An 18,417-nucleotide genomic window follows, 5' to 3' on the forward strand; every position below is an offset into this window, starting at 1 on the left:
TGTTATCACTTTGTTTCTATTCTGTCAAGAAAAAGGGAGCATAAACTTTTCACATAAACTTCTGTTCATCCGCAGCTCCTGCCTTCTTGCGCCGGTGCCTTCTCACAAGCAAAATGATTCCCACCAGTACCAGGCATACCCCTGCTCCGATTCCGACTCCGACCAGAAGTCTTTTCCTGCGCTCCTGCTGCCGCTTCTGTTCTGCCTCCTGTGCCTTTTTCTGAGCTGCCTCCTCCAGTTCTCTCTGCATCTTCAGCACTTCCTCGTCGGACTCCTTGCTCTGGAAAACGCTCAAGTCCAGTTCATTTTCCATCAGCATCCGGATCATGTCCTGTCCGTCCTGGTTGGGATGCAGACCGTCGGACTGGGTCAATTCCTCAATGCCGGAATTGAACAGATCCACCACCTGATATCCATATTCCTCCGCGTGCTTCCACATAATCTCGTTCATACCGGAGATCACGCTTTCTAACACCGCGTTTAATGTTCCGGGCAGTTCCCGCCCCTCCATCGGATTATAGATGGTGGTCACCGCCATCTGCGCATTCTCCTTTCTGCAGGAGGCGATCGTTTCCATGGCAAGCACCCATTGTTCTTCAAAAGAAGAATAATCCCAGCCCCCGATGGCCGAAGCGACGTTCATCAGAAGAAGCGGGTTTTCTGCAATTCCCTCCTGCAGAGCCGCCAGTGCTTCATCCGCCGTATAGAAGCGGGTCTGGTTGTTGAGAATCTCCCGTGATACTTTTTTAAACTCATTCATCAGGTCATTGGAACCGATCGTCAGTGTGATCAGCTCTGCCTGCGAGAGCATCTGCTGCACCTCCGGCTCGTCAAGCACCGTCGAATTTAACTTTTTTGTGGTCAGTCCATTTTTGGTATACCGACTCATCCATATTTCCCTGCTGCTGATCTTATGCAGATCTCCGGCGATCAGAATCGGGTAGCACGTAACTTCCGTTTCCTCCGCCCCATAATATCCGTTTGGTATACTGTCCCCCAGGGCAATATACCAGACCGGGCCGTCCCCGTTTATTCCTGACGTCTGTATTTCCTCCGCTGATACGCGCCGTCCAAAGGACATGACGCAGACCAGAAAAAACACGCCCAGCAAAACCCATTTTACTCTGCGTGCATATCCAGGCAATTTCATATACCGCATTTTTTTTCATCCATCCTTTCCCTCCGAAGCCTCTCCTATATCCTAACACAACACCCCCATCCATGTATACAATAAAATATATCCAGATAGACATACATCCAAATCCATCCGCATACATTGTAAAAACAAGGTTTGCAGGGGGATTTTCTTGAAAGATTATATTGAAGAACGAGCCGTGGAAATCGCCAATTATATCATAGAAAGCAACTCCACTGTACGGCAGACGGCAAAAAAATTCGGAATCAGCAAAAGTACAGTACATATGGTTGTAACTAAATAAAACGGTTCATAAAACGAAGTAGATTACGTGAAGAAAAATCATGTAATCTGCTTTTTTTCGGAAGCCAAAACAAAAAGGCGCTATCTTGATATTTGTATGAAAGATGATCGTTTATTGTCTTTTTTATCGTTTATATTGTATAATGTGTGTGTATAACAGAATCTTAGACACAAATGAGGAGGAGAAAATGACAGAAATCATAAAAAAGAATAATGTAACAAAGTTAGCGCTGGTGGCTGCAGCACTGGTGATCATGCTTTTTTCTATGGCAGTTCTTTCAAAGGCAGCAAGCAATCCGGAAAATCATAAAAAAACAATAGCGGCGCTGGATGAAAAAAAAGCAGACGTCCTAAAATTAACGGCAGCCTCAGCGGCAGCATCCACAGCGATTGCAGCAATTCCTGGTGATTCAACAACGCCTGTGGCGAATAAACTTGCAGATTTGACCTCGTACTTTTTGATTATTCTGATGGTGATCTTTTTGGAGAAATATCTTGTCACCCTTACGGGATATGCGGCATTTTTTATATTAATTCCGGCAGCGTGTATCCTATTTGCTGTGGGAATATGTCTAAACAGAACATTTTTAAAGGCACTGGCAGCGAAAACGGCAGTTTTCGGGTTTGTTATATTTATGATTATTCCGCTAAGTATAAAAGTCACTGCGATGATAGAAGAAACATACGAATCAACGATGGAAACGACTATGAAGGAAGCACAGGATATAACGGATGAAATCAATGATAACACAGATTCAGAGGGCAACATAATCAGCAAGTTTGTGTCGAAAATCAAAGATGGCGTGTCAGGATTGATGGAAAAAGGGGAAAACCTTTTAAATCACTTTATTGAGGTCGTTGCCGTGATGATGGTGACATCTTGTTTCATTCCGATTATCGTGCTGCTTTTTATGCTCTGGTTTGTTCGGTTATTATTTGGAATACAGATCAATGTACCGAAAGACCTTCCTCACAGATTCAATAAGAAGATACATGAAAAATAAATAATGAAACAGCTTAGACATTGTCATACCCAAACTGATTGCCAGCTTATGAAGCTCTTTCAGTTTGGGTTTTTATATTTTACAATTATTTTTAAAAAGAATTGGACTATTTTAATCTGTATTTTCATAGTTATGGAAAAAAGAAAAGCTGGTAAGCGGGAGGTGGTTTCGATATCGCTAATAAAACAAAGCTTCATTTTCATTTTCATAATCCAAATTCAGCGGAGGAAACCGCTAATTACATAGTAAAAATATTTATTGAGGTCAATCAGTTTAAAATTGACCAGGTGTTACAAGAAACCGCAGAAAAAATGGAAATACAGAGCGAAGAGAATCGGAGTCTTTCTTGTTGAAGGGCTCCATTTCATCATAAGCAATAAACCAAATACATAAATATGAGATTTTTTCTCAAATTTATGTTGTAGAATCAAAAATATTATGTATAATAGAATAAAGAATGGAGGTAGCAGATATGTTGTGTCAATTTACAGTTAAGAATTATAAAAGTATACGGGACGAGATAACATTTGATATGCAGGCAGCCGCAATTTCAGAGCATGATAATAAAATTATTAAAGATATAGACGGTGAATCATTTTTACCAATTTCGGCGATTTATGGACCTAATGGGGGAGGAAAATCTAATGTATTAGAAGCATTGCACACATTGGACTCCAAAGTGTTAAGACCTCTCTGTGCTACTTGTGATAAGGCTTATTGCGATTATAAAGCCCGTAAAATTCCTGTAGAACCATTTGCATTTTCTGAACAGGCGAAAGATGAACCGACAGAATTTGAATTGTTTTTCAGAACGGAAAAAGCAGAATATCGATATATTCTACATGTGAAAAAGGATGAAGTTGTTTATGAAAGTCTTGACCGAGTGAAAATGGATACCGGAAGGCGTTCGGCGCTTTTCAGAAGAGATACAGAATCAACCGAATTAAAAGGAATCTTTGGGAAATTAAAAATTAGCGAGGATCTTTCAGCAACTTTACCATTAATTTCTTATCTTGGAATTACCTACAAGAAAAACGATGTGGTAAAGGATGTATTGAACTGGTTTGAAGATGCTATTGATTTTTTGAACTACGGAAATCCCTATCAGGAACTGAGAACAGCGATAGCGAAGTCCGAAGATATAAAACATTTAGTGTTAAATATGATTAAAGAGATGGATTTGGATATCGAAGATTTTAGAATTGAAGAAAAGGATAATGACCACATCGAAATTTTTACAACGCATATTGTAGATGGGTATAGCGCAGAAATCACATTGTCGGAAGAATCCAGCGGAACAAGAAAACTGTTCGGGTTACTTCCGTTTATTGCCAAAAGCCTGATTTATGGAACTACGCTGGTCATAGATGAACTGGATGCAAAGATCCATCCAGTGTTATTGCAATATGTAATTAAGCTGTTTACAGATATGAGTATAAACAAGAAGGGCGGGCAGTTAATTTTTACTTCGCATGATCTGTCTACCATGAATAACGAAGTATTCAGGAGAGACGAAATCTGGTTTGTGGCAAAGGGAAGGGGGCAGAATTCAGGCTTATATTCTCTGGTTGAATTTAAGAATGATAAGGGAGAATCTGTTCGTAAGGACGCAAAGTATGATAAACAGTATTTGGAAGGTAAGTATGGTGCAGATCCTTATCTGAAAAAGATTATAGATTGGAGTGATGTAGGTGCCTAAAAAAGCAGGAATGGAGGCATGGAAGAAAAAACGCCGTCAAGAACATCTGGAGAAGAAAAAGTACCGCTATTATATCTTCTGTGAGGGCGAACAGACGGAACCTCAGTATTTTGCAGGTTTTAAGCGATTGATTGAAGAGAATCCAATTTATAAGGATATGGTGCTGATAGAAATAGAACCTTGTGCTGCTGAGACAATGAGAGTAATTGGTATGGCAGAGAGGTATGTGAAAAAGAATAAGATACAAAAGGGGCAGATTTGGTGCGTGTATGATAAAGACAGTTTTCCAGCAGATGATTTCAACGGTGTGGTTTTGCGTGCAGAGCGGTTGAATAAGGAGAATCCTGAATTACAGTATCATACGGCGTGGAGCAATGAGTGTATTGAGTTTTGGTTTCTTCTGCATTTCGCTTATTATACATCGAATAATCATAGGAAGGAGTATATTTCTTTTTTGAATGATAAGTTTGGGGAACTGGGAATTGGAAAATATCAGAAAAATATGAAGAATATTTTTGATATTTTAATGGAGAAAGGAAATCCAAAGCTGGCGATACGGTATGCAAAACGGATTATAAAAGATGGACAAGATAAGACGCCGACAGAAATTGCACCGGGAACGAAAGTGTATGAGTTGGTGGAAGAATTGGCAAAGTATTTGCCAGAAGAAATAAAAGATTATTTTTGAAGGATAGAAGAATAACTTGATAATAGAACATCTGCGGAAGAAATAAATGGATAATTTAAGTCATATAGATATAATAGAATAGCAGGAGATTATTGAAATTTGTTTGATAATCCCCTGCTTTTATGTTTACAATTACATTTAATTAGATATAATAAAGTTGTAACAGAATGATATGAATATAACAGAGAGGTCATTTGATATGAACATAGCCGCATATTGTCGTGTATCCACGGACAAAGAAGATCAACTGAACAGTCTCGAAGCCCAGAAAGCTTTTTTTGCTGAATACACCGCTCGTACAGGCGACACTCTTATTAGATTATATGCAGACGAAGGCATTTCCGGAACAAAAATTAAAAATCGTAAGGAATTTCTCCGAATGATGTCCGACGCTGAGCATGGTCTGTTCGATATGGTAGTGGTAAAGGATATCTCCCGTTTTGCCCGTAATACAGTGGATCTTCTCCAAAATATCCGCAAGTTGAAGTCATTAGGCATAGAAACTCAATTCCTCACCGCCAACATGACCAGTATGGGTAACAGTGAGTTTGTCCTGACTATTTTTGGTGCATTGGCACAGGAAGAAAGCGCCAATACCTCCAAGCGTGTGAAGTTCGGCAAGAAGATGAATGCAGAAAAAGGACGAGTTCCTAATATCGTTTATGGCTATAATAAGACCATAGGCGATTATTTCAATCTGGAAATCAATCAGGAAGAAGCGAATATTATCTGTCAGATCTACCAGTGGTACACAAAAGAAGGCTATGGAGCCGCCAAGATTTCCAATATGTTAAATGAACGTGGACTAAAAACAAAGCGCAACTGCCAGTGGAGCCAAAACGCTGTCTGCCGTATCCTTACAAACGAGCTATATACAGGGAAAATCATCAACGGCAAACAGGAGGTGGCCGATTTTTTAACCGGCAGGCGTACCGATAAGGACGAGACAGACTGGATGGTTGTAGAACGTCCGGACTTGCGCATCATTGAACCAGAAACATATGAAAAAGCACAGCAGATACTGCAGTCCAGAAATAAAGCATTTAACATCAAGCATGAACGCCAGAGCAACAAATATCTCTTCTCAACCCTCATCAAATGCAAGGAATGCGGCTGGTCGTTCAGGCGTACCGTCCGGACTTATAAGAATACCTATGTGCGTTGGGTATGTTCCGGGCATAACGGCAGAGGTGCCGATAGCTGCCCTAATGCTGTGACTGTGGATGAAGAAGGGCTGATTCAGGCATTACAAGATTATTTTGCTGAAATGCTGAAACAAAAAAAGAACGTAATCCAGAATGTTGTCCGCGAATTCCAACGTATCTATAAGGCAAAAGATGAAAACATAGAATACGAAAAAGAATTAAACCAGCAGCTTACCAAATTACAGAAAACCCGCCAGAAATTTATGGATATGTATACAGACGACCTGATCTCCCGCGAAGAGTTGAATATAAAGATCGGCGGTATGCGAAAGGAAATCGAGCGTCTTGAAAACGAACTGAAAATGGTTTCCTACCATCTGACAAAAGGAGAGCAATTAGAGCATATTCTTGGCAATACCTTCAAAGCAGTAGAAGATATCACAGACGTACATCAGATGACCAATGAACAACTCAAACAGATTATCCAGAAAATTGAAGTGGACAAAGAAGGCAATGTGGACATTTTCTTACGCTTATTTGGAGATTTAGGACTAGATGAAGCCGTAATGATTGAGAATACATCAAATACAACTGAGGATGAGCCAAATGCAATTGGGGATTCGCCTAATACGAATGAAAATACAGCAAATAAGACTGAGAATATGCCCAATATGGTGGGAAACATGCCAAATACAGTAGAAAGCAATAGCATTCCAAATAATAACAACCATACATAAAGACGTAACCGAGCGGCTCATTCAGATCAATCCTGCTCTTGCGGCCCAGACCCGCAAGGTATTGGACACCAACAAATCCGAACGGCATATCCGGGGCGGACTTGCTACCAGAGAAAAATATCTGCACTTAGAACATCGGTAGAATAAGAGAGAGCGTAGAACCCACTTTCGTGTTCTACGCTCTTTCACGTCTCATACACCATCCGATACTGCCGTACAGATTCCGGCCTCTGCCTGGTAATCGGCCGAAATCTGTACAGCAGCTTTTCCATTTTTCACTTCCTGAATCCATTTTACTGCATTTCGCGTAAGTTCCCTACCGCCCTCTTACTTCGTCGGTATAAACCGTGCGATCTCTCCCGCCACATTGGAGATAGGCATGGTCTGCAGCCAGATATGTCCCGGGCCGCTGATCACTGTATTGAAAATCCCTTCCCCGCCGAATACCATGTTCTTTACACCCGGTACAGACCGGATATCAATGCTGCAGGTAGATTCCATGGCCGCGAGATATCCCGTATCCACCACGATCTCCTGCCCCGGCTCTAAATCATACTCAATGATATGCCCGTCAAATTCCAGAAATGCCGTCCCCTGTCCGGACAGGCGCTGCATGATAAAGCCCTCTCCGCCGAACAGCCCGGCCCCGAACTTCTTCTGGAAAAATACGGACAGATCCACTCCGGCCTCGGATGCCAGGAATCCGGACTTTTGAACGACCAGTTCCCTGCCCGGCCCAATATCGTAAGCCACGATCTTGCCCGGAAAGCTGGACGCAAACGCGATCATCCCGGAACCGCCCTGCGCCGTATATACATTCTGAAACAGCGCCTCTCCCGCAAACATCCTTCCGAGCGCCTTGCCCAGACCTCCGTTTGAAGTAGTCTCCATCTTCATATTCGGGGACATCCAGCTCATAGACCCCCTCTCCGTGATCATCCGCTCTCCGCTGTCCAGATAACAGAGTACGACCGGCAGTGTCTCACCTTTGATTTCATAACGCATACGCAACTCTCCTTCCCTCTTTCAATATTTTTATGTTTTTACTTTCTGCTGCTATTCCATTGTGCTCGCATTTTCCGGGAAAGTCAAGAAAAAGGCGGGGGATAAGTACCTCTAATTTGTTGATTTCCGGTCTGTTTTCTGTTGATTCCGTGTGGATTGCAGGTAGAAAACTCCCGGCGTTTTCTATCTGACGCACCTGTTTACTGTACTTCACCGCCGCTCTTTTCCGGAAGATAAGCAGCCGCTTCCTCCGTCCGTTTCGGAAGCCGGATATTGACCTTAAACAGATCAGCCTCTGTCGACACCTCCAACGTCCCATAATGCAGCTCCGTAAAGCTTTTCGCAATCGCCAGGCCCAGGCCCGACCCTTCTGTATTCCTGGCGGCATCGCCCCTGACAAACCGGTCTGTGATCTCGCTTGCGTCAAAATCAAGCTCCGCCGCGGACACATTTTTCATGGAAATGCACACCTCATTCCCTTCGTCCCTCATCTCAATATACACCCTGGTATGGGGCATCGCATATTTCGTAATATTGACGATCAGGTTTTCGAAAATGCGGTATGTCTTCTGGCTGTCCAGCAGCATGACCACCTTTTCCTTCGGCAGGTTCCACCGCACGTCCAGATTAGCCTCCCGAATCCTGCTGTCGTTTTCCAGGCCCACCTGCTTTAAAAGCTCCGCCACATCTGCCTTCATAAAATTCATTGTCACGTTCCGGCTGGTTGCCTTGCTGATCTCAAACAGATCCTCAATCAGCACCTTGAGCCGCAGGGACTTCCGTTCCAGGACTGCCAGGTATTCCATCCGCTTCTGTGGATTCTCCTCTTTTTTCAGCAGGTCCACATAGGTAATGATGGCAGTCAGCGGCGTTTTCAGGTCATGGGATACATTGGTAATCAGCTCTGTCTTCATCCGCTCGCTCTTCACTTCCTCTTCCACCGCCTGTTTAAATCCCCTCTGGATCTTCTGGATCTCCGTCTTCATGGGATTGAATACCCCCAGATCCCCTTCGATCGGGGCATCCAGATTTCCCTCTGCCAGCAGGTTCATGGATGCCAGCAGCAGCCGATATTTCCACTGGATATCAAAGAAATATCTGCGCAGGAATAAAAACAGGATGCAGGAATATACGAAAAGCGCCAGTATCCCATAAAACCAGAAACAACTGACCAGTGTCAGGATGATAAAATTCACAAGTACAATCTTAAAGATCACATGATTCGCCTGTTCCGTAATATCCACATGCAGAATACGGTCATAAATCCGCTTTTGCATTCCGCGGATGCGCTTCCACATCTTCCGAAACAGCCCCGAAGCTTCCCCGGCGCCCTGCCGCACCTGCTCTCCAAGCTCATCTTTGCGTCCTTCCGCCCAGTAAATGATACGCGCGCTTATGGTACGCTCCTTCCAAAACCTGCCCCTCATTGTAAATATAGCCCGCAGGCATGTCGTCCCCCAGTAGACACACCCGAAGACACAGAACCACATCAGCAGATTCAAAAGCTTTGCCGTCCCGTAAGTAAGTCTTCCCGGAACCCCCATCTCACCGATCATATCTGCAAGCCTGTGATTCAGCGTATTCCAGACCGCCGATGCAAAAGACTGTTCCATCGACAGGACAACCGGAGATGCAAACAATACCACTTCAAAAGGCATCTTAAAAATAGGATATCCTCCCAGATCCCAATTCTTATTGCACGGAATCAGGAGAGCCGCCAGCATGACCAGCAGGCACAGCCCCCATTCAATGACCAGATACGGCTTCATATTGCTCAGCGTTTCCGCATTATGCATGCTGCCTGAAAAATAGCTGTTCTGAAGGTACCGCTGGAGATTTTCTTCAGTAAATGCATAGACGACCTTGATCAAAGAGGGATTCTGCAGATAATACTGTATCCGTTCTCCCTCCACATAATCATAGGATCCATCCAGGCTGTTGAAAACCGCCTGCTCCAGATAATACCGTTCATCCTCACTTGTGCAGCTTCCGTCTACCTCCACGGTGCTTAAGTCTCCGTCCCCGGCGTATTCCAGTACGATCCGCAGGCCATAATCCGAATTTTGCTCCAGCAGCTTCCCCGTAACCTCCGGGCTGCTTCTTCCCAACAGTCCCTTCTTCTCATCCGCATTCTTTTCCTCTAAGGAAAATACTTCATAATCCATATATTTGCGCATCAGGAAAAAGTTATCGCTGCCGAAACGCTGCATCACTTCATTCAGTTCCAGGCTCTCGTGCATTTCATTATAAAGGTAATATCCACCCCTCAGCAGCTCATCCATGGATTCTTCCATCACTCCCGCCGCAAAATTCCCTTTCAGCTCCGATTCCATCAAATCGGCAAATACCGGATAGGCCGATACCATGGCAAACGACGCGAACAGGACAACAACTGCTGCCAATATAACCGCAAATCTACGGCTGTTTTTCAATTTTATAGCCAACGCCCCACACCACCTTCAAATATTTTGGATTTTTCGGGTCCACCTCAATTTTTTCACGAATATTGCGGACATGTACCATGATCGTATCCGTATTGATCGCCTTCTCCTGCCATACCCGCTCATAGATCTCTTCCGCGGAAAAGACATGCCCCGGATTCTTCGCCAGAAGCAGAAGGATCTTGTATTCGATGGGAGTCAGCTTCACCGGATTCCCGTCCATGGACACCTCCACCGTATCCTCATTGATCTCCAGTCCGCCGATCACATGCACATTTTCCTTCGGCTCCAGCTTCTCCAAAAATTTCCGGTAACGGCGGAGCTGGGAATTGACCCGGGCCATCAGTTCCATCGGGGTAAAGGGTTTCGTCACATAGTCGTCCGCCCCGATATTCAATCCCATGACCTTATCCACCTCCTCCGATTTCGCGGACAGCATGATCACCGGAAAATCATGTTTTTCCCGCAGCTTCATCGTCATGCGGATGCCGTCCATCCGTGGCATCATGATGTCCACGATGGCCAGGTGGATTTCTTCCTTTTCCAGTACTTCCAGACCCTCCACACCGTCCGCCGCCTGATAAACCTGGTATCCCTGGCTCTGCAGATAGATCTGCACCCCTTCCCGAATCTCTTTGTCGTCCTCTACTACTAACACATGATTCACTTCCATGTCTCCCGCCCTTTCTTCCGTTATTTCGATTCTTTCAAATGAAACCATTGCATGCCTTGTTTTTCACAATGTTGTATCGTCAACAGGCCGGTCTGTCAAGTTCCTTCAGCCGCCGATACCTGTATGATACGGACAAAACACCGGATTGTCAAATGAATGCTGCCGCTCACACCTGCGTTGTCCACAGCAGCGTTTCCTCACGCCAGTGCACGGATTGCCGTTTCCCCGAAGAAATACCCGGCCCCGACAAACACCAGGTTCCAGAGGAATACCCCCATGGCGGAGCTCACCGTATATACGCGGAAATCCATCCGTACCACGCCCGCGGGAATGGAGATCAGCGTGCGCACCATGGGAAGCAGTTTGCTTACAAATACACCGACACCGCCCTTCTCCCGCAGCATTTTTATCTTGTCCTCAATCAGCGGCTGCTGCTTTGGAAATTTTCTATAGTAGAATCCCAGCAGCTTCTCTCCCCCCAGCCTTCCCAGGAAATACAGCGCCCAGCTCCCTGACAGTCCTGCCCCTACGGAAATCAGAAGCACAAGCGGGAAACTGATTTCTCCCTTCGCCGCCCAGATCCCGGCCAGCGGCATGATCAGCCCTGCCGGAAACCCGGGAAGATTCAGATACTCTAAAAACACGATCGCAAAAATAAAGAATGCACCGTACTGCAGAAAAAATTGTGTCAATGTCTGGATTGTCATAACGCCAGCCCCCTTTCTTTGATTGTCCTTATTCTAACGGACATATCTAAAGCGGACTGTTAGAACAAACAAAAGATTTTCTTAAGAAAATTGAAGAAAAAGTGAATCCCTTCAGGAATCCACTTTCATTCCGTTACGTCCGGCCTGCCGGTTCACAGGTTGGCAGACCCCCCATGCTCCTTCCAGACCTGTTCCAGCAGTTTCGGCTCCTGCACCAGGCGGACGCAGCCAAGCGCCATGCATTCTGCCGCATACAGCATCCCTTTCTTTCCGATACTCATACCGGCCTGTGCGGTCGCCGCCCAATGATGGAGGGGCGTGCCTTTGCACATGGCCGCCGCGCTCAGCATCACCGTAGGTACGGTATGGCTCACGTCCGATACATCCGTCCCGATGGAAAGCCGAACCGGCTCATCCTCCAAAGGTTCCAGCCCGGAAAAATACGTTCCTCCGTTGTCCAGTCCCGCCGCCCCGCTGATCTGCGCCGCAAAGTCCAGTTCTTCTTTCGTATACTCCGGCGTGGGAATCTGCCTCATAGCCTGATAAAAAATTTCTGCAAGAGTACGGTTCAATTTCATTTCCCGGTTGCAGGTCACACGCTCAATCTCCACACGGGTCCCGGTCATCAGAGCCGCTCCCCTGGCGCAGTCGTCCACCCGCTCGGAAGCATCCTGCGTGCGTTCCCATTTGGCCGAACGGATGAAGTAATTGGTAGACGCATAGGCAGGCACGATATTGGCCGGTCCGTCGGTATTGGTATAGGTATAGTGCATCCTCACGTCATCTTCCACATGCTCCCGCAGATAGTTGACCCCCACATTCATCAGTTCTGCCGCGTCCAAAGCGCTCCTGCCCATTTCCGGGTGTTTGGATGCGTGGGCAGCGGTTCCGAAAAACTTATAATTCTTAATATCCTGCGCCTGCCAGATATCATAGCTGACCCGGTTCCGGTCAAAGGGGTGCCATGTCACAGCCGCTGACAGCCCGTCAAATATCCCTGCTTTGTTCATGATAATCTTGCCGGTCACGATCTCCTCCGCCGGACATCCGTATACCTGAACCGTCCCCGGTATCTTTTTTGCCTCCATCCATGCTTTCAGGGCACAGGCCGCCCCGGCGCAGGCAGTTCCCAAAAGATTGTGGCCGCAGCCGTGACCTGCCCCTCCCGTGGGGCTGTATTGACTGGAAACCTCCTGGCCAAGTCCCGGCAGCGCGTCATATTCCGCAAGAAATCCGATAACCGGGCCTTCTGATCCCCACTCCGCCAAAAATGCCGTCTCCAGCCCCGCCAGTCCCCAGGTGGTCTCAAATCCTTTCTCCTCCAGGCGTTCTGCCAGATATCGGGAAGATTCCTTCTCCTGCATCGACACCTCCGGATGCCGGAAGATCACATCTGAGATATCTGCCATCTCCCCCTCATGCTCCTGAATCCACTCTGCAATAAACTCCGCCGCAGTCCACTCTTTTTTCTCCAACATACAGTACTCCTCCTTACTGAATCCATGATACATTCTCTGACTATTTATTAAATTTCCATTAAAATTTTGTTTAATTTTTACAATCCTCATTGCCATTCTGAAACTTCTGATGTATAATATATACATAAACAGCGGTTTCTGTGCTTTTTCCGGAAACGGCTGTAATTATATCTACTATAAGATTACAAAAGGGGGACGATAAATTATGAAAATTTTATGACCGCCGCCAGCACTCAGGCTGACAGGTCATGCTGGATACGACGGTATATCTTATATTATGGCCGGATGGCCAAAATGTAATGCCTTTTCTGCATACATTACCACACATAAAACAAGCCGGGGTACCCCTTGTATCTTCCGGTTTGCAATCATAAAAAAGTACCATAAGGGGATATGGCTATGAGCATCTATACCAAGAAGGGGGACAGCGGGAAGACTTCGCTGATGGACGGCATCAGCGTGTCCAAGTCCGATGACAGAATCGAACTTCTGGGCACGATTGATGAGCTGAACAGTTCTATAGGGCTTGCAAAGGTCATTGCCGATCATCCGCTTTATGACGATCTTGCCCGAAGGCAGCAGGAGCTGCTGCAGATGATGAACGGAATCGCCGATCCGCGCAATCCCGATCATCGCTTCACCAAGGAAGAAACCCTGACGCTGGAAGAGGGCATTGATCATATGGAGAGCTTATTTCCACGAATCAAGGATTTTGTTCTGTACGGCGGCTGTGAACAGTCCGCACGCCTGGATATGGCACGTGCTGTCGCAAGGCGGGCCGAGCGGCGGTTTCGGAAAGCAGCGCTGAAGTACGGAGCAGACCCGAAGGCAATGCAGTATCTGAACCGTTTGTCTGATTACCTTTATGTAGCGGCGCGGTATGCCGACTACCTGTTTTCCGTCCCGGAGCCTGAGAGCCCGTGACAGGAGAACATACAACATAACATATGACATGCAATAATGTGAAAAGAGGCATCCCCGCCGCACAGTCGCAGCTCGGGATGCCTTTTCCATGCTTTCGGCTCCGAACCGAAAAGTCTGATTATTCCAGGACGCTGTAAAAATATTGGTTCAGCAGTTCCCAGGACTTCTTGCCTTCGTCCTTTAAAGTAGAAACCTCTTCGTCCATCCTGTTGATGCTCTGCTCAATATAGTCGATCAGCTTTTTATTTCTCGGGGCTTTTCCCAATTCTGAGGACGCCTTCTTCCTGCCCAGCAATTCTAATATGTAATCCTTCCACTGCGCGTCCAGCTTCTGCCTCACCAGCTCTTCAAAGAGCATGGGCGGCGTGCTGCCGTCCTCCAGCAGCCACTTTGCCAGGAGCATCTGCCTGAGCAGGTAAAAATACTTGACCTGCCAGATCTCATCGTCCCGAAAATACGTCCGAAAATCCAGGGAGGCCGTATGCAGATAATTCCGCGCGCACTTCTTCACGGAAAAATATTCCGGCAGAATCTTCTTAAGCTCCAGCCCTTCCGGCGTAGACCGGTAAATCGTCGGAGAAGCGAACCACTCATGCACCTCCGGCGTAGACCGATAGACCAGCCGAAGCACCCTGCGCAGGTCCCATCCTTCAATATCCAGAAGGTCGTCCTGCTGCGCATCGATCGAATCCCGGATCTCTTCCAACCGAAGATATTCTTTTTTATCTCTTATATATATGAAACGCACATCATAATCGCTGTTTGGAGAGGAAAATCCCCAGGCTCTGCTTCCGGCCTCTACAGCCCATATGATCCTGATCTGTTCCCGATGTTCTATCTCATTCAACTTTGCCCGAATTATCGCATCCACTTTCATTCCCTCGCATTTCATGTTCTGTCATTCTAGTATATAGCAGGCAATTTCCAAATGCAATGCTTACATTTTTAAATTTCTATAAATAAACCATATCGCTGTTTACATCTATGGTGTTCACAGCAGCGGCGTTTTCCTTTACTCTGCCAATGTCTCCGGCTCTGGATACTCTTCCCCGAAAGTCTCCACCGTCACTTTTTTCATTACCTGCGGCTCAAGCGGCCTGTCCTGGTAATCCGTCCCGGTCTCCGCAATTTTGTCGACCACGTCCATGCCTTCCGTGATCTTGCCGAACGCCGCGTACGCCCCGTCTAAGTGGGGTGACTTTTTGTGCATGATGAAGAACTGGGAACCGGCCGAATCGGGATGCATCGCACGCGCCATGGACAGGACTCCTGCATCATGCTCCAGATTGTTTTCAAAACCGTTCTGTGAAAACTCTCCCCGGATGCTGTAGCCCGGGCCGCCCATTCCCGTACCGTCCGGACATCCTCCCTGAATCATAAAGCCGCTGATCACACGGTGAAAAATCAATCCGTCATAGTAGCCTTTCTGCACCAGCGAAATAAAATTCCGCACCGTATTGGCCGCAATCTCCGGATAGAGCTCCGCCTTCATGATCTCTCCGTTTTTCATCTCAAATGTAACAACTGGGTTCGCCATAATCTTGCCCTCTTTTCCTTCTTTCTATAGTTTCCTCATTAAAATATCAGTACCTATTGTAACGAAAAAAATGCCTTACGTCAATTTCTGATTTGCAAAATCGTAATTGAGATCTGCGATTTTTGTCTTCACTGGTTGAAATGTACATTTCTTTTTCTTTTTTTTAGTTACTTATTACATTGTCTGTTTTCTGATTCTCCATTATACTAAATCCAGAAACAAACGAAAAACATTTTTTTCAAGGAGGCTATTTGAAATGGCAAGTTTATCATTAAAAGGGATTCAGAAAATTTATCCAAACGGATTTCATGCAGTACAGGACTTCAATCTTGAGATTGAAGATAAGGAATTTATCATCTTCGTAGGACCTTCAGGATGTGGAAAGTCTACCACACTTCGTATGGTTGCCGGTCTGGAAGATATCTCCGGCGGTACTCTGACGATCGACGGCAAGGTTATGAACGATGTTGAGCCGAAGGACCGTGATATCGCGATGGTATTCCAGAACTACGCTCTGTATCCGCATATGACAGTATATGACAACATGGCTTTCGGTCTGAAACTTCGTAAAGTACCGAAGGATGAGATTGACAAGAAGGTTCGTGAAGCTGCAAGAATCCTTGACCTGGATAAGCTGCTTGACCGTAAGCCGAAGGCTCTTTCCGGTGGTCAGAGACAGCGTGTTGCTATGGGACGTGCCATTGTACGTAATCCTAAGGTATTCCTGATGGATGAGCCTCTTTCCAACCTGGATGCAAAGCTGAGAGTTCAGATGCGTATCGAGATCTCCAAGATTCACGAGAGCCTGGGCGCTACCATCATCTACGTAACACATGACCAGACAGAGGCTATGACCCTTGGTACCAGAATCGTTGTTATGAAGGACGGTATCGTACAGCAGGTAGATACTCCGCAGAACCTTTACAATACACCTTGCAACCTGTTCGTAGCAGGCTTCATCGGATCACCGCAGATGAACTTCCTGGATGCAGTTGTCAACATTTCCGGCAACGATGTATCTCTGAAGGTGGGCGATTATGTATTGAAGGTACCGGAGAGCAAGAAGCAGGCTCTGATCAAGGGCAATTACAATGGAAAGACCGTTGTTCTTGGTATCCGTCCGGAGGACGTACATGATTCCGAAGAATTTATCGCTGCAAATCCTGACAGCGTTGTTGAGTCTACCGTTAAGGTTTACGAGCTGCTCGGTGCAGAAGTATATCTGTACTTCGATGTAGCAGGTACACAGATGACCGCACGCGTAAATTCACGTACACCGCTGAGAACCGGCGATAAGGCTGTATTTGCTCTGGAAATGGATCGGATTCATCTCTTTGACAAAGAAACAGAGTTGACTATTACAAACTAGTAGTTTAAAATAAGAATAGCAGCTTACGCTCCGGCGAGGCAAAATAAAAAAGGCTGTACGGTGTACAGCCTTTTTCATATTAGTTAAACACGGGTGATGACTATGGAATATACCACACAGCTAAACTCCGCCGTCAACGAACTGCAGAGGATTACCGGTATCAAGCTGGAAGTTGCGGCAGGGTCCGCACAGGAGGAGGAACGCGCCTTAAAGCAGATCCGCTGCCTGTGCAATGCCTACAAAGAAAAGTTTAATAAGAATCATTTTCTGAAAAGTCTCATGACCGGAAGCGTCTCTCCTTTTGAAGCAATGGAAGATGCGCTGCGCCTGCACATCGCTCCGGAAGAACGGCGTGTTCTCTTTCTTCTGGAAAAAAAAGGGCCGCTCAATGATACGGTAAAGGAGATCTTAAAAAACCTGTTTCCGTCCCAGACGAAGTCCTATCTGGTCCCCATGACTGAATGCGGTGTCGCCATACTCCGCCCTGTGAAAGCGGCGGAATCCGAGCAGGAGATCTCCCAGCTCGCCCACATGATCGTGGATACGCTCAACGCTGAAGCTCTGACCCAGGTATGGGTAGCCTACAGCGGCGTCATCGGCCACCTGACCGAGCTTGCCGGTGCCTGGCAGGAGACCAGCCTGGCTTTAAAGGTAGGAAAGCTCTTCTACTCCGAGCAGACTGTATTTCCTTATAACCGTCTGGGGATCGGAAGGCTGATCTACCGGCTTCCCATCCCGATCTGCGAGGGATTTCTCAAAGAACTCTTCGGAAACGATATTCCGGATTCTATGGATGAAGAAACCACTGCGACCATCAACCGTTTTCTTCAAAACAACCTGAATATCGCAGAGACCTCGCGTCAGCTCCATATGCACCGCAACACGCTGATCTACCGCTTGGATCAGGTAGAAAAGCGCACCGGTCTGGATCTTCGCAGATTTGAGGATGCCATGACCTTTAAGATCGCCTCCCTGGTGATGAATTATTTACAGACAGAAAGGAACTCCGAACATGAATGATGCTTTTTATGAACAACTCGTAACCCGAAAAACCAGGCCCCTGGATGTCCTCATCCGCATTCTGATCATACTTTTTATTGCGGCGGTGGCAGTCGTAGGGACTTTGTTCATTGGATTTCTTGCTTTTTTCATAGCAGTGCTTCTGGCAATGGGCGCATACTACTTCATATTCCCGCGTCTTAGTGTAGAATATGAGTATACGCTTCTGAATTACGACATCGACGTTGCCGCCATTTTCAGCAAAGAAAAGCGGAAAAATATTACCTCTTTCGATATCCGCCAGGCTGAAATCATCGCGCCGAAGGGCTCTCCCAGGCTGCATTCCTACAGCCCCGGCAAGATCCAGGACTTCTCCTCCGGCAACGCGGACGCGAAAGTCTATGCAATCATGATCCCGTTGGATCAGGGCGTCAACTGTATCTATCTGGAACCGGATCAGAAGATGCTGGATCATATGAAATCCTGGACTGGAATGAAGCTCTACGAAGACTGATCCTCCCCATTTGCGGCCCGGCTGTCCGTGAATGGAAGCGATGAACCCAAAATACCACA

Annotated in this window: 17 protein-coding genes and 2 pseudogenes; 10 read left to right on the forward strand and 9 right to left on the reverse strand. The window is 46.3% G+C overall.

Annotation, left to right across the window (positions count from 1 at the left end; translation table 11 throughout):
* Nucleotides 1-49: 49 nt before the first annotated feature.
* Complete coding sequence (locus EBB54_RS17050; RefSeq protein ID WP_125128334.1) at nt 50-1,159, reverse strand: GDSL-type esterase/lipase family protein; 1,110 nt, start codon at nt 1,157-1,159, stop codon at nt 50-52.
* A 148-nt stretch (nt 1,160-1,307) separates the two neighbouring features.
* Between EBB54_RS17050 and EBB54_RS17055 the strand changes: the two are divergent.
* The 6 genes and pseudogenes from EBB54_RS17055 to EBB54_RS17085 form a co-directional block, all read left to right on the forward strand.
* Nucleotides 1,308-1,433: pseudogene (locus EBB54_RS17055) on the forward strand (sporulation transcriptional regulator SpoIIID); the annotation flags it as partial.
* Nucleotides 1,434-1,626: 193 nt separating this feature from the next.
* Nucleotides 1,627-2,442 carry a hypothetical protein gene (locus tag EBB54_RS17060; RefSeq protein WP_004077909.1) on the forward strand — a complete coding sequence of 272 codons (816 nt, stop codon included), beginning with the start codon at nt 1,627-1,629 and terminating at the stop codon, nt 2,440-2,442.
* A 457-nt stretch (nt 2,443-2,899) separates the two neighbouring features.
* The gene (locus EBB54_RS17070; RefSeq protein WP_243127704.1) at nt 2,900-4,141 is read left to right on the forward strand and encodes an AAA family ATPase; all 1,242 of its coding nucleotides are present in this window, start codon (nt 2,900-2,902) and stop codon (nt 4,139-4,141) included.
* Nucleotides 4,134-4,829: an RloB family protein gene (locus EBB54_RS17075; protein WP_125128336.1), complete on the forward strand. Its 696-nt coding sequence runs from the start codon at nt 4,134-4,136 to the stop codon at nt 4,827-4,829. The genes EBB54_RS17070 and EBB54_RS17075 overlap by 8 nt, the downstream gene beginning before the upstream one ends.
* A 199-nt stretch (nt 4,830-5,028) precedes the next feature.
* Nucleotides 5,029-6,711, forward strand: coding sequence for a recombinase family protein (locus EBB54_RS17080; protein ID WP_125128337.1), 1,683 nt, complete (start codon nt 5,029-5,031; stop codon nt 6,709-6,711).
* A pseudogene (locus EBB54_RS17085) lies at nt 6,698-6,853 on the forward strand (sporulation transcriptional regulator SpoIIID); the annotation flags it as partial. The gene EBB54_RS17080 and the pseudogene EBB54_RS17085, both read left to right, overlap by 14 nt.
* A 185-nt stretch (nt 6,854-7,038) precedes the next feature.
* Here EBB54_RS17085 and EBB54_RS17090 read toward each other — a convergent pair.
* The 6 genes from EBB54_RS17090 to EBB54_RS17110 form a co-directional block, all read right to left on the reverse strand.
* Nucleotides 7,039-7,716 carry a TIGR00266 family protein gene (locus EBB54_RS17090; RefSeq protein WP_125128338.1) on the reverse strand — a complete coding sequence of 226 codons (678 nt, stop codon included), beginning with the start codon at nt 7,714-7,716 and terminating at the stop codon, nt 7,039-7,041.
* Nucleotides 7,706-7,930, reverse strand: coding sequence for a hypothetical protein (locus tag EBB54_RS29930; protein ID WP_148099380.1), 225 nt, complete (start codon nt 7,928-7,930; stop codon nt 7,706-7,708). Before EBB54_RS29930 ends, EBB54_RS17090 begins: the two co-directional genes overlap by 11 nt.
* Nucleotides 7,917-10,160: a sensor histidine kinase gene (locus EBB54_RS17095; RefSeq protein ID WP_125128339.1), complete on the reverse strand. Its 2,244-nt coding sequence runs from the start codon at nt 10,158-10,160 to the stop codon at nt 7,917-7,919. The genes EBB54_RS29930 and EBB54_RS17095 overlap by 14 nt, the downstream gene beginning before the upstream one ends.
* Nucleotides 10,132-10,830 (reverse strand): response regulator transcription factor, encoded by a 699-nt coding sequence (locus EBB54_RS17100; RefSeq protein WP_004077920.1) that lies wholly within the window; start codon nt 10,828-10,830, stop codon nt 10,132-10,134. The genes EBB54_RS17095 and EBB54_RS17100 overlap by 29 nt, the downstream gene beginning before the upstream one ends.
* Nucleotides 10,831-11,027: 197 nt before the next feature.
* Nucleotides 11,028-11,537: a DedA family protein gene (locus EBB54_RS17105; protein ID WP_125128340.1), complete on the reverse strand. Its 510-nt coding sequence runs from the start codon at nt 11,535-11,537 to the stop codon at nt 11,028-11,030.
* A gap of 152 nt (nt 11,538-11,689) precedes the next feature.
* Nucleotides 11,690-13,015 carry an amidohydrolase gene (locus EBB54_RS17110; RefSeq protein WP_125128341.1) on the reverse strand — a complete coding sequence of 442 codons (1,326 nt, stop codon included), beginning with the start codon at nt 13,013-13,015 and terminating at the stop codon, nt 11,690-11,692.
* A gap of 399 nt (nt 13,016-13,414) precedes the next feature.
* On the opposite strand from EBB54_RS17110, the gene EBB54_RS17115 reads away from it, so the two are divergent.
* Entirely contained in the window at nt 13,415-13,939 is a 525-nt protein-coding gene (locus EBB54_RS17115; protein WP_004077925.1) for a cob(I)yrinic acid a,c-diamide adenosyltransferase, read from the forward strand.
* Between the two features lie 118 nt (nt 13,940-14,057).
* Here the strand turns inward: EBB54_RS17115 and EBB54_RS17120 are convergent, their stop codons facing one another.
* Nucleotides 14,058-14,816 (reverse strand): nucleotidyltransferase domain-containing protein, encoded by a 759-nt coding sequence (locus tag EBB54_RS17120; RefSeq protein ID WP_243127888.1) that lies wholly within the window; start codon nt 14,814-14,816, stop codon nt 14,058-14,060.
* Nucleotides 14,817-14,951: 135 nt separating this feature from the next.
* On the reverse strand, nt 14,952-15,476 hold the full coding sequence (locus tag EBB54_RS17125) for a peptidylprolyl isomerase (protein ID WP_004077928.1): 525 nt from the start codon (nt 15,474-15,476) through the stop codon (nt 14,952-14,954).
* Between the two features lie 256 nt (nt 15,477-15,732).
* Here EBB54_RS17125 and EBB54_RS17130 point away from each other — a divergent pair, with 256 nt between their 5' ends.
* From EBB54_RS17130 to EBB54_RS17140, 3 genes are all read left to right on the forward strand, one after another.
* A complete protein-coding gene (locus EBB54_RS17130) occupies nt 15,733-16,845 on the forward strand; it encodes an ABC transporter ATP-binding protein (RefSeq protein ID WP_004077930.1) in 1,113 nt (370 codons plus the stop codon).
* Nucleotides 16,846-16,947: 102 nt separating this feature from the next.
* Entirely contained in the window at nt 16,948-17,865 is a 918-nt protein-coding gene (locus tag EBB54_RS17135; RefSeq protein ID WP_125128343.1) for a PucR family transcriptional regulator, read from the forward strand.
* Complete coding sequence (locus tag EBB54_RS17140) at nt 17,858-18,358, forward strand: hypothetical protein (protein ID WP_004077934.1); 501 nt, start codon at nt 17,858-17,860, stop codon at nt 18,356-18,358. Before EBB54_RS17135 ends, EBB54_RS17140 begins: the two co-directional genes overlap by 8 nt.
* Nucleotides 18,359-18,417 lie beyond the last annotated feature (59 nt).

This window comes from Schaedlerella arabinosiphila (assembly GCF_003885045.1).
Lineage (GTDB): Bacteria > Bacillota > Clostridia > Lachnospirales > Lachnospiraceae > Schaedlerella > Schaedlerella arabinosiphila.

Coding starts and splice junctions, on each gene's coding strand:
- EBB54_RS17050 (WP_125128334.1), bottom strand. CDS start 1,159: ATGCGGTATATGAAATTGCCTGGATATGCACGCAGAGTAAAATGGGTT.
- EBB54_RS17060 (WP_004077909.1), top strand. CDS start 1,627: ATGACAGAAATCATAAAAAAGAATAATGTAACAAAGTTAGCGCTGGTG.
- EBB54_RS17070 (WP_243127704.1), top strand. CDS start 2,900: ATGGAGGTAGCAGATATGTTGTGTCAATTTACAGTTAAGAATTATAAA.
- EBB54_RS17080 (WP_125128337.1), top strand. CDS start 5,029: ATGAACATAGCCGCATATTGTCGTGTATCCACGGACAAAGAAGATCAA.
- EBB54_RS17090 (WP_125128338.1), bottom strand. CDS start 7,716: ATGCGTTATGAAATCAAAGGTGAGACACTGCCGGTCGTACTCTGTTAT.
- EBB54_RS17100 (WP_004077920.1), bottom strand. CDS start 10,830: ATGGAAGTGAATCATGTGTTAGTAGTAGAGGACGACAAAGAGATTCGG.
- EBB54_RS17105 (WP_125128340.1), bottom strand. CDS start 11,537: ATGACAATCCAGACATTGACACAATTTTTTCTGCAGTACGGTGCATTC.
- EBB54_RS17110 (WP_125128341.1), bottom strand. CDS start 13,015: ATGTTGGAGAAAAAAGAGTGGACTGCGGCGGAGTTTATTGCAGAGTGG.
- EBB54_RS17115 (WP_004077925.1), top strand. CDS start 13,415: ATGAGCATCTATACCAAGAAGGGGGACAGCGGGAAGACTTCGCTGATG.
- EBB54_RS17120 (WP_243127888.1), bottom strand. CDS start 14,816: ATGAAAGTGGATGCGATAATTCGGGCAAAGTTGAATGAGATAGAACAT.
- EBB54_RS17125 (WP_004077928.1), bottom strand. CDS start 15,476: ATGGCGAACCCAGTTGTTACATTTGAGATGAAAAACGGAGAGATCATG.
- EBB54_RS17130 (WP_004077930.1), top strand. CDS start 15,733: ATGGCAAGTTTATCATTAAAAGGGATTCAGAAAATTTATCCAAACGGA.
- EBB54_RS17135 (WP_125128343.1), top strand. CDS start 16,948: ATGGAATATACCACACAGCTAAACTCCGCCGTCAACGAACTGCAGAGG.
- EBB54_RS17140 (WP_004077934.1), top strand. CDS start 17,858: ATGAATGATGCTTTTTATGAACAACTCGTAACCCGAAAAACCAGGCCC.